General features: G+C 60.2%; 11 protein-coding genes. 3 read left to right on the forward strand and 8 right to left on the reverse strand.

Annotated features, from left to right (window positions below):
* Positions 1-17: 17 nt before the first annotated feature.
* From HMPREF1022_RS02395 to hpsG, 6 genes are all read right to left on the reverse strand, one after another.
* A complete protein-coding gene (locus HMPREF1022_RS02395; RefSeq protein WP_008684334.1) occupies positions 18-338 on the reverse strand; it encodes an ATP-dependent Clp protease adaptor ClpS in 321 nt (106 codons plus the stop codon).
* 22 nt (positions 339-360) lie between these two features.
* Positions 361-1,008 (reverse strand): class IV adenylate cyclase, encoded by a 648-nt coding sequence (locus HMPREF1022_RS02400; protein WP_008684335.1) that lies wholly within the window; start codon positions 1,006-1,008, stop codon positions 361-363.
* Positions 1,009-1,031: 23 nt separating this feature from the next.
* Entirely contained in the window at positions 1,032-2,399 is a 1,368-nt protein-coding gene (gene radA, locus HMPREF1022_RS02405) for a DNA repair protein RadA (RefSeq protein WP_009301696.1), read from the reverse strand.
* 77 nt (positions 2,400-2,476) lie between these two features.
* A complete protein-coding gene (locus HMPREF1022_RS02410) occupies positions 2,477-3,871 on the reverse strand; it encodes a sigma-54 interaction domain-containing protein (RefSeq protein WP_009301697.1) in 1,395 nt (464 codons plus the stop codon).
* A gap of 26 nt (positions 3,872-3,897) precedes the next feature.
* A complete protein-coding gene (hpsH, locus tag HMPREF1022_RS02415; protein WP_009301698.1) occupies positions 3,898-4,866 on the reverse strand; it encodes a (2S)-3-sulfopropanediol dehydratase activating enzyme in 969 nt (322 codons plus the stop codon).
* 88 nt (positions 4,867-4,954) lie between these two features.
* On the reverse strand, positions 4,955-7,450 hold the full coding sequence (gene hpsG, locus HMPREF1022_RS02420; protein ID WP_008684339.1) for a (2S)-3-sulfopropanediol dehydratase: 2,496 nt from the start codon (positions 7,448-7,450) through the stop codon (positions 4,955-4,957).
* Positions 7,451-8,013: 563 nt separating this feature from the next.
* Here hpsG and HMPREF1022_RS02425 point away from each other — a divergent pair.
* From HMPREF1022_RS02425 to HMPREF1022_RS02435, 3 genes are all read left to right on the forward strand, one after another.
* Positions 8,014-9,024: a TRAP transporter substrate-binding protein gene (locus HMPREF1022_RS02425; RefSeq protein ID WP_008684340.1), complete on the forward strand. Its 1,011-nt coding sequence runs from the start codon at positions 8,014-8,016 to the stop codon at positions 9,022-9,024.
* Between the two features lie 82 nt (positions 9,025-9,106).
* The gene (locus HMPREF1022_RS02430; RefSeq protein WP_008684342.1) at positions 9,107-10,966 is read left to right on the forward strand and encodes a TRAP transporter large permease; all 1,860 of its coding nucleotides are present in this window, start codon (positions 9,107-9,109) and stop codon (positions 10,964-10,966) included.
* A 70-nt stretch (positions 10,967-11,036) separates the two neighbouring features.
* Complete coding sequence (locus HMPREF1022_RS02435) at positions 11,037-11,870, forward strand: amidohydrolase family protein (RefSeq protein WP_009301699.1); 834 nt, start codon at positions 11,037-11,039, stop codon at positions 11,868-11,870.
* A gap of 119 nt (positions 11,871-11,989) precedes the next feature.
* On the opposite strand, the gene HMPREF1022_RS02440 is transcribed toward HMPREF1022_RS02435, so the two are convergent.
* Positions 11,990-12,691 (reverse strand): zinc-ribbon and DUF3426 domain-containing protein, encoded by a 702-nt coding sequence (locus HMPREF1022_RS02440; protein WP_009301700.1) that lies wholly within the window; start codon positions 12,689-12,691, stop codon positions 11,990-11,992.
* 45 nt (positions 12,692-12,736) lie between these two features.
* The gene (hpt, locus tag HMPREF1022_RS02445; RefSeq protein WP_008684345.1) at positions 12,737-13,279 is read right to left on the reverse strand and encodes a hypoxanthine phosphoribosyltransferase; all 543 of its coding nucleotides are present in this window, start codon (positions 13,277-13,279) and stop codon (positions 12,737-12,739) included.
* Positions 13,280-13,283 lie beyond the last annotated feature (4 nt).

Genomic DNA, 13,283 nt, shown 5'->3' on the forward strand with positions numbered 1-13,283 from the left:
GCTGGCGGCAAGGACGATCAATGAATTTTTTCCATGGTGCATCTGAGGGGGAAGCCCGCTCCGTGCGCCTCGCGGTGGACGCGGCTGACCTTGGCTTCAGCCACTTCGCGGGTATAAATGCCGCACTGCCCCACTCCCTGCTGGTGCACGGCCAGCATAATGGCCGTGGCTTCTTCCAGGGGCTTGTGGAACACGCCGCAGAGGATATTGATCACAAAGTCCATGCTGGTATAATCGTCATTATGCAGCAGGACGCGGTAGCGGTCCGGCTCCTTGAGCTTTTTTACGACAATGGTCCGGCTTTCACCGTCGGCTTCGCCCTGATTGTATAGCGGCATGGAGTAATCCCCCGAAAACAGTTCAGGCTTTGGATGCGTTGGGCCGGTCGCCGCCGTGCGGTTCATTGCCCGCAAGGCCCAGCTTCCGCCGCCAGTCGCTCCGTCGCTCCGCGTCGAACACAAAGGAAAAATCCGGCGGCAGGTTGTGCAGGCGACGCCAATCCTGATGCAGCTGATGATAACTTTTGGTGCTTATTTCGGCCTTGTCAAGGCCCAGACGCGTCGCGGCCCGCTCAATATGCGCGGCCTCGCCCTCCAACTCCACCACTTCAGCGAAGGGCAGCACGTCCAATTCCACTTCCACATCCTCCAGACGCCACGGCTCGCGGATTTTCTCATAACACGCGCCCACGGCGTAGCCCAGGCCTTCCAGCACGGCGCGCATGGCCGCGCCGTCGGCCACTTCCAGTTCGCGTTCCTCGCGCACCTTGAAGTGACCGCTCTGCGACGCGGGCAGCTTGAGGGTCAGCACATGGCGCACGGCGTCCGGCCATTCCTGCGAGCGCAGGCGCAACAGGCGGCGGCTTTCAAACAGTTGGATGTCGGGTGTGTCAAAAACCCAGTTACTTTCAAAATGCGCGCCCGAAGTGCGCGCGCCCAGATCGTACAACGTCCGGCGCAAGGCGGCGAAATCCACGTGCAGATATTTGCGTTCCACTTCCAAAGGCATGCTTCTCTTCCTCCGCTGGCCGCTCATTGACGATGGAACAGGCGCTGCTGCAAGGCCGCGATGGTGGCGATGCCGCCGCCCTGGCCGCCGTCCGGATAGACGATAGGCTCGAAACCCAGCCGCCGGGCCTGGGAAAGGCGCAATTCCTGCGCGGCCACGGGCCGCACCTGGCCGTTGAGGTCCACTTCGCCCCAGAGCACGCATTTTTCCGGCAGGGGCACATCATAATAGGAGGACAGCACGGCGGCCACCAGAGCCAGATCCAGGCCGGGCTCCTGCAGGCGCATGCCGCCGCCCACCTTGGCGTAAATATCTACTTGGCCGAAATTGAGTTTGAGCCGTTTCTCCAGCACGGCCAGGAGCAGATGCAGGCGGTTGGCGTCAAAGCCCAGCGCCGCGCGGCGCGGAATGCTCAGAAACGTGCGCGCCACCAGAGCCTGGACTTCCACGGCCAAGGGGCGCTGTCCGTCCACAGCCATGACCACGGCCGTGCCGGACAGGGAGGCGTCGCGCGCGCCCAGAAAAAAGGTGGAGGGGTCGTCCACCACCTGCATGCCGCGCTCGCCCATGCGAAAGACCAGCAATTCCTCATTGGGGCCGAAACGGTTCTTGAACACGCGCAACAGACGGAACATCTGGCGGCGGTCCCCCTCCAGGGAGATGACCGTGTCCACCATGTGTTCCAGCAGACGGGGCCCGGCCAGGACGCCGTCCTTGGTCACATGGCCCACCAGGATCAGGGTGCAGCCCACGCGGCGGCAGGCCTCCAGCAAGGCCGTGGCCACGGCGCGCACCTGGCTGACATTGCCCGGCAGGCCTTCGGCCTCCAGACTGGTCACGGTCTGTACCGAGTCCACGATCACCAGGGCCGGGGGTCTGGAACCGCCGACGCCGTTGAGGGCGTCCAGCACGTCCTCAACCTTGGAGGTGGACAGAGCCAGAAGATGGGGGTCCAGCATCCGGAGCCGCTCGCCCCTGGCCTTGATCTGCGGCAGAGATTCCTCGCCGCTGGCGTAGAGCACCGCTTTGCCCTGGGCCGCCACCAGCCCGGCCACCTGCAAGAGCAGGGTGGATTTGCCGATGCCCGGCTCACCGCCTACCAGAATGGCCGCGCCCGGCACCAGGCCCTTGCCCAGCACGCGGTCCAGGGCCTTAAGACCGCTGCCGTAGGGCGTATGCCCGGCATCGGCCACATCGCGCAGGGGTACAGGCCGGTCGGCCCGAACGCCCGCGGTGCCGCCCAGACCGGAGGACCGACGGCCCGCCGCCGGGCGGGCCTGGGCCGAGGCCTCAAGGGTGTTCCACTCGTGGCAATTGGGGCACTGGCCGCGCCATTGCAGGGTCTGGGCCCCGCACACCGAACAGATATAGACTTCACGCGTTTTCGCCATGCCCGAAACCTACGGAAAAAGAAGGCAAGGCGCAAGGCGGCGATGCAAGGAAGGGCCGGACGGCAAACAGGAACGGCTCAGGCCTGCCGCCCACTCTGGAGTTTGCGGAAGATGGTGCTGCGGTTGACCTGGAAGAGCTCCGCCACTTTCTGTACCGAGCCGTGCGCCTCAATGGCCTTGAGCAGAAAATCCCGCTCCATTTCGGCCATGATTTCCTTCAGCGGCCGCCGGGCGGCCAGGATTTCCTCGGAATAACAGGAGACGTCGCGGCTCACGCCTGAAATCTGCGCGGGCAGGTCCCTGGGCGAGATCAGCGGGCCGTTGAGCGTGATTACCAGGCTGTGAACCAGGTTCTGAAGCTCGCGCACATTGCCGGGCCAGGCATAGGAGCTCATCATGTCCAGGGTCACACCCATAAAGGCCAGGGCCTTGTGGTATTTGACCGTGTATTGGTGCAGAAAATGCTCGGCCAGGGGACGCACGTCTTCCGGCCGCTCGCGCAGAGGCGGAATGCGTACCCTCGCGACATTGAGCCGATAATAGAGATCGCGGCGAAAAGTACCGGCCTCCACGCTTTCGGCCAGGTTGCGGTTGGTGGCCGCGATGACCCGTACGTCCACCCTGCGCGGGCTGGACGAGCCCACCCGCATGATCTCCCCGTCCTGAAGAACGCGCAGCAGGCGGGTCTGCATGGACAGGGGCAGTTCGCCCACCTCGTCCAGAAAAATGGTGCTGCCGTCGGCGATTTCAAAATAGCCCGCCTTGCCCTTGCTGGAAGCTCCGGTAAACGCGCCGGGCAGATAGCCGAAGAGCTCGGATTCGGTCAGGGTTTCGGAAATGCCGCCACAGTCCACCTTGAGCATGATTTTGTCCTTGCGTCCGCTCAGCCTGTGGGTCAGGCGGGCGAAGACGTCCTTGCCCGCGCCGGTCTCGCCCAGAATCAGCACCGTGGCGTCCGTGGCCGCGAAACGCCGCAGCAGGGAAAGAACCTCGGCCATGGCCGGGCTGGCGAAGACAGGTTCCTGCGGCCTGCTTTCGTGGGCCATATGGGCCAGCTGGTCGTTGATCTGATCAATGAGGCGGCATTGCCCTGCAATCTGTTCCTGCAGATTCGCCAGCAGGGTGATGTCGCGCGCGAAGGTGACCACCAGACGGATGCCCCCGGCCTCGTCAAAAACCGGGAAGCCGGAGAGCACCAGCTTTTTGCCGTTCTTAAGCTGCTGCACGTGGGTAGCGGGCTTGCCCGTGCGCACGATCTCCGGATTGAGGATATGATCAAAGATCCCCTCCTCCATCAGAGCGCGCACATTCCTGCCCTGCACGCTTTCCTGCTTCAGGCCGGTCAGCTGTTCGTACATGCGGTTAATGTGCAGGGCAGTGCCCGAGGCGTCGGAAATGAACACCCCGTCGGGCAGGGCGTCAAGAATGCGTTCGACATATCTGGAAAGGACTTCCGGGGAACGTCCGGCCATGGGCATCATCCGGGTTGAAAGAGGCGTCAGCGTGGAATCTGCACTCTCGCGCCCAGAATGTCCAGCGCCGCGCGCTGTAGCCGGGGCATGACATTCTTGCCCAGCGTCACGTCGCCCATGGGCGGACGGCGGCCCAGAAAATGATATTTCTGGGTGCCCAGGCGGTGGTACGGCAGCATTTCGTAGTTGACCCGCGCATAGGGTTTCAGAAAGGCGGCAATGGCGGCAACGGCCTCTTCGCTGTCGTTGAAGCCGGGAATAATCGGGGTGCGCGCCAGAATGGGCAGATCCGGGAATTCCTCGGCCAGGATGCGGAAGTTCTCCAGAATGCGCGCATTGGGCAGGCCGGTCTGAGCCTCGTGCACGGCACTGTCCATCTGCTTGATGTCGAACAGGGCAAAGTTCAGGTAGGGGGCCGCAGCCCGGACCGTGGCCGCGGGCACCATGCCGCAGGTTTCCACGGCTGTCTTGAGCCGCCGGACACGCGCCTGACGCAGCAGGGCCAGGGCAAAATCCGCCTGCAACAGCGGTTCGCCGCCGGACAGGGTCATACCGCCGCCGGAGCGGGAATAAAAGGCCGCGTCCTGCTCCACGGAAGACAGCACATCATCCACGTTGCGCTTTTTGCCGTAGACCAGCAGGCCCTGGGCCGGACAGGCTTCCGCGCAGGGCATGGCCCCGGACGTGGCGCAATCCGCGCAGAGCGAGCGGTCGATACGGGGCTTGCCGTCCCCGCCCCGGCTGACGGCACCGCGTTCGCAGGCCATGAGGCAGTGGCCGCACTTGTCCAGCTCCAGACAGCGCCCGGCATTGTAGGCCAGCTCGGGGCGCGTATGCTGTGACTCGGGATTGCTGCACCAGCGACAGGATAACGCGCAGCCCTTAAGAAATACAATGGTTCTGATGCCCGGCCCGTCATGCACCGAATATTTCTGGATATTGAAAACAAAGCCTTGCTGTTCGAGATCCCGTTGTTCGTCGTCTTCCAGACACATACCGCCTGTCCTTGGGGCTATGGGGGAGAATAAAGGGCGCGGGGAGAGCCGGAAAGAGGTCCGCCCCTCCCGCGCGCAACCACGGCGTTTACATGGCGTCGTGTTCCGTCCGGGCGATGAGGTCATTCTGCAGATCCGGGGAAAGATCCACAAAATACGCGCTGTAACCGGCGATACGCACAATAAGGTTACGGTACTTCTGCGGGTCCTTCTGGGCGGCCAGAAGCGTCTCGCGGTTGAGCACGTTGAACTGCACATGCCAGAGCTTGAGGTCGCAGAAGGTGCGGATGAAAGAGACCAGTTTTTCCGTGCCCTGCTCGCCTTCCAGGCACTTGGGCGTGAACTTGATGTTCAGCATGCGGGCCGCGCGGTCGCGCATGCCCATATTCTTGGTGTTGTAGTTGGAAAGCAGCACGGCCGTGGGACCGTTGACATCCGCGCCGTGCGAGGCCGAGGTGCCGTCGGAAAGCGGAAAACCGTCGGTGCGTCCGTTGGGCGTGGCGGAAACCACCTTGCCGAAGGGCACGTGGGAGGTGAAGGGCACATAACGCACGTCGTTGTGCATGCCCAGATCCCGCATGCCGTATTTTCCCGCGTATTCCACGGAGATCCTGTCAATGTCGCGGCCGATGGCGTCGGCGTATTCGTCATTGTTGCCGTAGCAGGGGGCGGAGCGCAGCAGGGCGCGCACGTCGTCATAGCCCTCAAAATTGGCGTCGAGTGCTTCGAGGAGCTTGTCCATGCTCAGTTTCTTTTCCTCAAAGACCAGTTTCTTCACTGCCGCCAGGGAATCCACCACCGTGCCCAGGCCCATGTATTCAAAGTATCCCAGATTGATGCCCTCGGGGATCTGCTCCTGATGCAAATCCATGCAGTGCTTCATACACAAATCATGCATGGCCGAACCCATGGGCTGGGCAAAATGCCGGGCGCGCAGTTTGTTGATGATATACTGCTGGGTAAAGGCCGTCTTCAGAAAGAGCATGTGCTGCTGCACATAGGCGTTCCAGAATTCCTCCCAAGTCTTGAATGAACGCGGGTCACCGGTTTCCACGCCCAGCACCCGGTCGCCGTATTTCTTCATCCGGCCGTTGCGCAACGCCATCTCCACAGCCGCGGCGAAATTGATGTACGCGCCGCCGGAGGTATAGGTGTCGCGGTTGGGCATGCGGGCCTCGGTGCAGCCGGACACGGCATAGTCCAAGGCCTCCTCGAAGGTCGCGCCCTTGGAGACATACAGGGGCACCACTTCCTCGTCGTTGATCAGCTTGGGGAAGCCGGAGCCGTCCTTGATGGTTTCGGCCACATCCCAAAGGTAGCGTTCCGGCGCGCGGGAATGGATGCGCGCAGCCAGATCCGGATAATGCAGCGGAAATTCGCGCTTGGACTTGAGGATCAGATAGGTCAGCTCGTTGCTGGCGTCGCGGCCGTCCGGAGTCTGGCCGCCCACGGTCACGGCTTCCCAGTGGGCATATCCTTCATTGAAGGCTCCGCCGGTGGGGGAAATGTACATGTCGATAAACTCGGCCATGCCCACCCACATGCATTCCAGCAGCTCCATGGCCTGCTTGTCGGTGATTGTACCGGCCGCGCGATCCTGCTTGTAATACGGGTAGAGATACTGGTCCATGCGGCCGTTGGAAATGGTGGTGCCGGTTTTCTGCTCAATGCGGGAGAACATCTGGGTGAACCACTGGCTCTGGCAGGCCTCCCAGAAGTCGCGGGCCGGCTCGCCGGGCACGCGCTCGGCATTGTCGGCCATGCGCAGCAGCTCGGCCTTGCGCGTGGGGTCCCGCTCCTTTTCGGCCAGTTCGCGGGCCAGTACGGCATGACGTTTGGCCCAGAGCACTATGGCGTCGCAAACGATGACCACGGCCTCCAGGAAGGGACGCTTTTCGCGGTCGTCCCTGGCGCTCATGGGATCCAGGGCGGCCAGCTTCTCTTGGGCTTCCTTCTTGATGCCGTTGAAGCCGCGCTTCAGGATCTTGGCATAGTCGTGCACCCACTGGATGGAAGAACGGAAGGACGAGGTCTCATTGACGATAAAACGGGAAATCAGGCCTTCGGGATCGTCGTAGGTCAGCTTGTGCACTTCGGGCGGCAGGGCGGCATTAAGGTCCTCATGATAGGTCTTGCCCTTCCAGTACGGCGCAATTTCCTCAATGACGCGCTTGGCGTCCTCGGGCGTGATAGTGGCCGGGGAAGTCCGGCGGGTGGGCAGCTCGCGCACGGCGATGTCCAGAAAGTCGCCGTCCAGTTCGGGATAGAGAATGCCGTAGCGGCCGTCGCAACCGGCACGGCCCAGCAGAAGCTGATCTTCCTGCACACAGACCGAAATATTTTCGGCGATGTGCATGAGTGCCTTGGCCCAACGCAGCACCAGGGGCTGGCCTTCGGTTTCCTTCATGGATTGGGTGAAGTACAGGGCGCGTTCAATATCGATACGCGGCTTCTGCCCGTCGAAGCGTTCCAGCAGTTTGAAAACGCGGGCGTGCGTTTTGCGGAATTTGTCCTCTTTGCCCTCGATCCGATCATAGAGACGCTGTTCCTGGGGGGACCGGCATTCGCAGGTGGTCATGCTCATCATCCAACTCCTGATAATATGTGTGGGGCGTGGGGAACGCCATGAACAGGCGGTAGTTCTCATTCCCTCCGCCCTCTGCATGGGGCATGCCATATTTTTAACATACTGATATATATAAAAAATAAAGAAAATTTACCTTTCTCTGTTTTCGCTGGTCGGCTGTTCTCCGAAAAAAGGCGCAAATTTGCATCATTCAGGAATGAATTCCAAAAAACAGCCGAAAACTTGCGACGCAAATCTGCGACAGCTTCGTGGAACGGCTCGCGACTTTCCCTTTCCAAGGCCTGTCAGGCCTATATGGATCTCTTTTCACAAACAGCGGCCAAGTCCTTAATCTGCAACCGCCGAAAATGTCGCACAATTGCGACATCAACGGCGCATGGCCTCGCTTCGATACTTATTGCATAATATAACTAACTGAAAAGAATAATTATAATTCAATCGCAGAGTATTCCGAGCTGGCACGCATCGTGCAAAACAAAAAAATCACAAAGAGATGGCCAACGGTTGGCCGCATCAGGGGGTTTGTGTTTCGCCACTTTCCAACCCAAGAGAGGATGACGATGCGTAACGTATTTTTGCTGGCGGCGTGTACGGCCGTGACCTGCATGTCTCTGGCCGTCTTCGCGCCTGAGGCCCGTGCGGAAAAACCTCTTACCTTGCGTCTCGGACATCCCATGGCTCCGGGCAACAACGTGACCGTGGGATATGAAAAATTCAAGGAACTGGTGGAAAAAAAGAGCGACCGCAAAATACGCATCCAGATTTTCGGCAACTGTCAGCTGGGTAGCGACCGCGTGACCACTGAAGCGGCCCAGGCGGGCACCCTGGACATGTCCTCCAGCTCCACGCCCAATCTGGCCAGCTTCTCCAAGGCCTACATGGCCATTGATTTGCCCTACGTCACAGACCCCAAAAACCAGGCAAAACTCTACAAGGCCCTTGACGAGGGCGAACTGGGCAAAGCCCTGGACAAGGTAGCCGCGAGCGTGGGCCTGAAAACCATCATGTTCAGCGAATACGGCTACCGCAACTTCGTTTCGACCAAGCATCCCCTCAATGAGGTCAAAGATCTTATGAACCTCAAGGTCCGCACCACCGACTCTCCGGTGGAGGTGGCCGTGGCCACAGAGCTGGGCATGAACCCCGCGCCCGTGGCCTGGGGAGAAACCTATACCGCCCTGCAACAGGGCACCGTGGACGCCGAGGGCAACACTTTTTCCCTGCTCAATGACGCCAAGCACAGCGAAGTGCTCAAGCACGCCATGGATTCGCAGCACAATTATTCCATGCACATGCTGCTGATGAACAAGAAAAAGTGGGACAGCCTGAAGCCGGAACAGCAGAAGATCATCACCGAGGCAGCGCACGAAGCCCTGATCTGGCAGCGTGCCGAAAGCGTCAGGCTCGAGGAAAAGGCCTGGCAGGCTTTCCGCGACAAGGGCATCACCATTACCAGGCTGACGCCCGAGCAACGCGCGGAGCTGAAGCAGAAGACCCAGCCTGTGCGGGACCAGTTCTCCAAGGAAATCCCGGCGGAATTGCTGGCTTTGATTGCCGAGACCCAGAACTAGGAGCTGTTATTGAGGTCCGGGCCGGAAGCACGCTTTCGGCCCGCTTTGGCAAGAGGTCTCGCAGCTACCCACGGGGAAATACATGGACGCCATTGACGGGAAAAAGAGGCCGCTCCACTGGCTGGATCAGAATTTTGAAAGCATTTTCATGGTGACGGGCCTGCTGAGCATCATATTTTTTATCACCTGGCAGGTCATCTACCGCTATATTATTACAAAATTTATCGACCGGGCCGGAGCCGCCGTCTGGACCGAGGAACTTTCACGGTACATCTTTATCTGGATTTCCTATCTGGCCGTTTCCGTGGCCATCCGTAAACGTTCGTCCATCCGCGTGGACATGCTCTATGACCATCTGCCCCCACGTCTCCAGCAAATTAGTTGGATTGTGGTGGAAAGCCTTTTTCTCTGCCTTACCTCCGTCATCGCTTGGTACGGCTGGGGTCAGATTGAGAGGCTGCTGGAATTTCCGCAGCATACCACGGCCCTGGGCATTCCCTATCTCGTTCCTTACCTGATTCTGCCTCTGGGCTTCGGCCTGATGTGCCTGCGCCTGCTGGAATCCCTGTATAAGCAGGTCCGGCTTTGCGGCCTCTCGGATTCCCTGATCGGCTTCGCCCTGACGGGGGCCGTCATCGCGCCCTGTTTCATCTGCGACTATATCGAACCCCTGCACGCGCTGTTCGGCTATTTCGTGCTGCTCTGCGTCATCGGCGTGCCCATCGCCATTTCCCTGGGCCTGTCCACCCTAGCCACCATTATCAGCGCCGACACCCTGCCCATTGAGTATATGGCTCAGGTGGCCTTCACTTCCATCGACAGCTTCCCGATCATGGCCATCCCCTTCTTCATCGCGGCCGGGGTATTCATGGGCGCGGGCGGACTTTCCCGCCGCCTGCTCAAACTGGCCGACGAAATTGTGGGGGGCCTGTACGGCGGCATGGGCCTCACGGCCATTGTGACCTGCATGTTTTTCGGGGCCATCAGCGGCTCTGGACCGGCCACGGTGGCGGCCATCGGCGCGCTGACCATTCCGGCCATGGTGGAACGCGGCTACGACAAGTTTTTCGCCGCCGCCCTGGTGGCCGCCGCCGGTTGCGTGGGCGTGATGATCCCGCCCAGCAATCCCTTTGTGGTCTATGGCGTTTCGGCCCAGGTTTCCATCGGTGATCTGTTTATGAGCGGCATTGTGCCCGGCGTCCTCACCGGCCTGGTGCTCATGGGCTACTGCTTTTTCTATTCCCGCAGGCGCGGCTGGCGGGGGGAACAGAAGAAACGCACCGTGGACACCTTGAGCAGGGCCGCCTGGGAGGCAAAGTGGGCGCTGATGGTGCCGGTTATCGTGCTGGGAGGTATTTACGGCGGCGTTATGACGCCCACCGAGGCGGCGGCCATCGCGGCGTTTTACGGGCTCATCGTGGGCGTGTTTCTCTACCGCGAAATGAACTGCCGGGCCGTGGCCCGCGCCTGTGAGGAAGCCTGCGAAACCTCCTCCGTCATCATCGTGCTCATGGCCATGGCCACGCTGTTCGGCAACATCATGACCCTCGAGGACGTGCCCGGCACCATCGCCCGCGCCATCCTGAGCTTCACGGAAAGCAAGATCGTCATCCTGCTGCTCATCAACGTGCTGTTGCTCATCGTGGGCACCTTCATGGAAGCCCTGGCCGCCATCGTGATCCTTACGCCTATTCTTCTGCCGGTGGTCACGGGCGTGGGCGTGTCTCCCCTGCATTTCGGCGTGATCATTGTGATCAACCTGGCCATCGGCTTTGTCACCCCGCCGGTGGGCGTGAACCTTTTTGTGGCCAGCGGCGTGGCCAAAGCCAAACTGGAAAAAATCGCCGGCATGGCCCTGCCCATGATCGGCCTGATGCTGCTGGTTCTGCTGCTTTGCACCTACTTCCCGCAGGTACCGCTCTGTCTTGTGGGCGGCAAGTGAGCAAGGTGTATCCGGGCCGCCCCGGAACCGCTTTTAAAATCATAAATAAAACGGCTCAGGAGACTGTAGTATGAAAATCATTGATTTCCGCTTCCGGCCCAACACGCCTGAAATCATCAACGGCATCAAAAACAGCGCTATGTTCAAGGCGGCCTGCAAGGCCATCGGCTTTGACTCCCGCAAGGCCCAGCCCCTTCCCGATATTGTGGCGGACCTCGACCGCCTGGGCGTGGAGCTGGGCGTGATCACAGGCAGGGACTGCGAAACCACCTACGGCTTTCCGGCCAATAACAAGAGCGTGCTGGAATTCTGCCGGGCCTATCCGCAGAAATTCATAGGCTTCTGGGGCATTGACCCGCATAAAAAGATGGCCGCCGTGCGTGAAATCGAACACGTGGTCAAGGACTACGGCATGAAAGGCATCGCCATCGACCCCTATCTGGCGCGCATGCCCGCCTCCGAGGCGCGTTTTTATCCGCTCTACAGCAAGTGCTGTGAGCTGGGCGTGCCGGCCTTCATCACCATGGCCCCGCCGCCGCAGGTACCGGGCGCGATTCTGGAATACGCCGACCCGCGCGACGTGGATAAGGTGGCCCGCGACTTCCCGGAGCTGACCCTGATCATGAGCCACGGCGGTTATCCCTTCGTCAACGAGGCCATCTACACTTGCCTGCGTAACGCCAACGTATATATGGATATTTCTGAATACGAGCGCGCGCCCATGGTGGATGTCTATGTGCGGGCCATGAACGATCTCATCAGCGACAAGGTTCTGTTCGCCAGCGCCCACCCCTTTGTGGAGCTGGCCGACGCGCTGGACGCCTATGCGGGCTTTGAGCTGAGCGTGGATGTCCGCAACAAGGTCATGTACGAAAACGCCCGGCGCGTGCTGCGCCTGGCATGAATCAAAAAATCCGTAACGGGCGCGGCAGAAAAAACCTGAACGCAAAATATCCCGGTTGTCTCCCTCTCGGGCGGCAACCGGGATATAAACATCCGGAAACAACGTTGAGCGCGGCCCGGCTATTTTTCCGCTTCAGGCACATCCTTCACGTCCACGATCTTCACGCCGAACTCGGCCACATCCTCGGGCGGCGCATAGAACAGCACCATGAAGGGCACTTCGCCGCCGTGCCGCACATTGGTGTTGTTGGCAAGAATCTCCACCTTGTTGTTCAGGAAGGATTCCATCTCCTTCTCACTGAGCACCTGCAACTGAAAAAGTGAAAGCTGGGTACCCGCAAGCTGCGTCTTGGTAGCCAGGGGCTTTTTGTTTTTGTCGTAAATGGCGGCCTCCACGGTGATCAGTTCCTTGGGTTGCGGAAACTCATTGACCACCCGGCCCTCAATCACAAAAACCCTGCCCTTCACCTTTTCATTATCCACATAATACTGGCGCACATTGCGCATAGTCAGCAACTCGACCTTTTTGGCCAGTTCCTGTTCCGTGGGCGGCGTATCAGGATGCCGCGCGCCGAAATACCAGTACGCGCCGCCTCCCAGACAAAGCAGAATGAGCGCCAGGGCCACCCAGAACTTGCGGCGGCCGCCGGACGGCCGTTCCTGCATATCCGGCAGTTCGTCCTCGCCGGGCAAGACCGCTTCGGGCTCGGGCGCAAAGGGAAATACGGTCTTACAGACCGAACAGCGCAGCTTGACGCCCGGCTTGGCCAGGTTGTCAGGCAGATTGAAACGGCTGGTACAATGCGGACACTTTACTTCCATGCCAATACTCCACAAAACGGTCCGGCCGCCGGAGCCGAAACAAGGCTATTCAGGAATGATCTCACAGACGCCGGGCAGCGTCCGATAACGTTCGGCGTAATCCAGGCCGTAGCCGACAATAAAACCCTTATTCAATACGAAACCGGCAAAATCCACCTTCACGTCGGCCTGACGGCGCTCACGCTTGTCCACCAGAGCGGCCAGACGCAGGCTGCGCGCCTGGCGGGCGGCAAACTGGTCCAGCAGAAAACGCATGCTGTGGCCGCTGTCCACCACGTCTTCCACAATCAGCACGTGCTTGCCGCGGATGTCCACTTCCACATCCTTGTTGAAGATCACATGCTTGGAACTGGCCGAGCTCTTGCCGTAACTGGACAGACGGACAAAATCCAGTTCCAGGTTCTGGTTATGCAAAGCACGTACCAAATCACTGAAAAAGATAACGCCCCCCTTGAGCACGCATATGGCCACCAAGGGTTCCTGTCCGTACAGGCCGTCGATTTCCACGCCCAGCTCACGCACACGCACGGCAATCTGTTCCGGGGTGAACACGGATTTAAGTTCCTTGACCCGCAGCGTCTCAGCCATGCTT

The sequence above is a fragment of the Desulfovibrio sp. 6_1_46AFAA genome (genome assembly GCF_000224635.1).
Classification (GTDB): Bacteria; Desulfobacterota; Desulfovibrionia; order Desulfovibrionales; family Desulfovibrionaceae; genus Desulfovibrio; species Desulfovibrio fairfieldensis.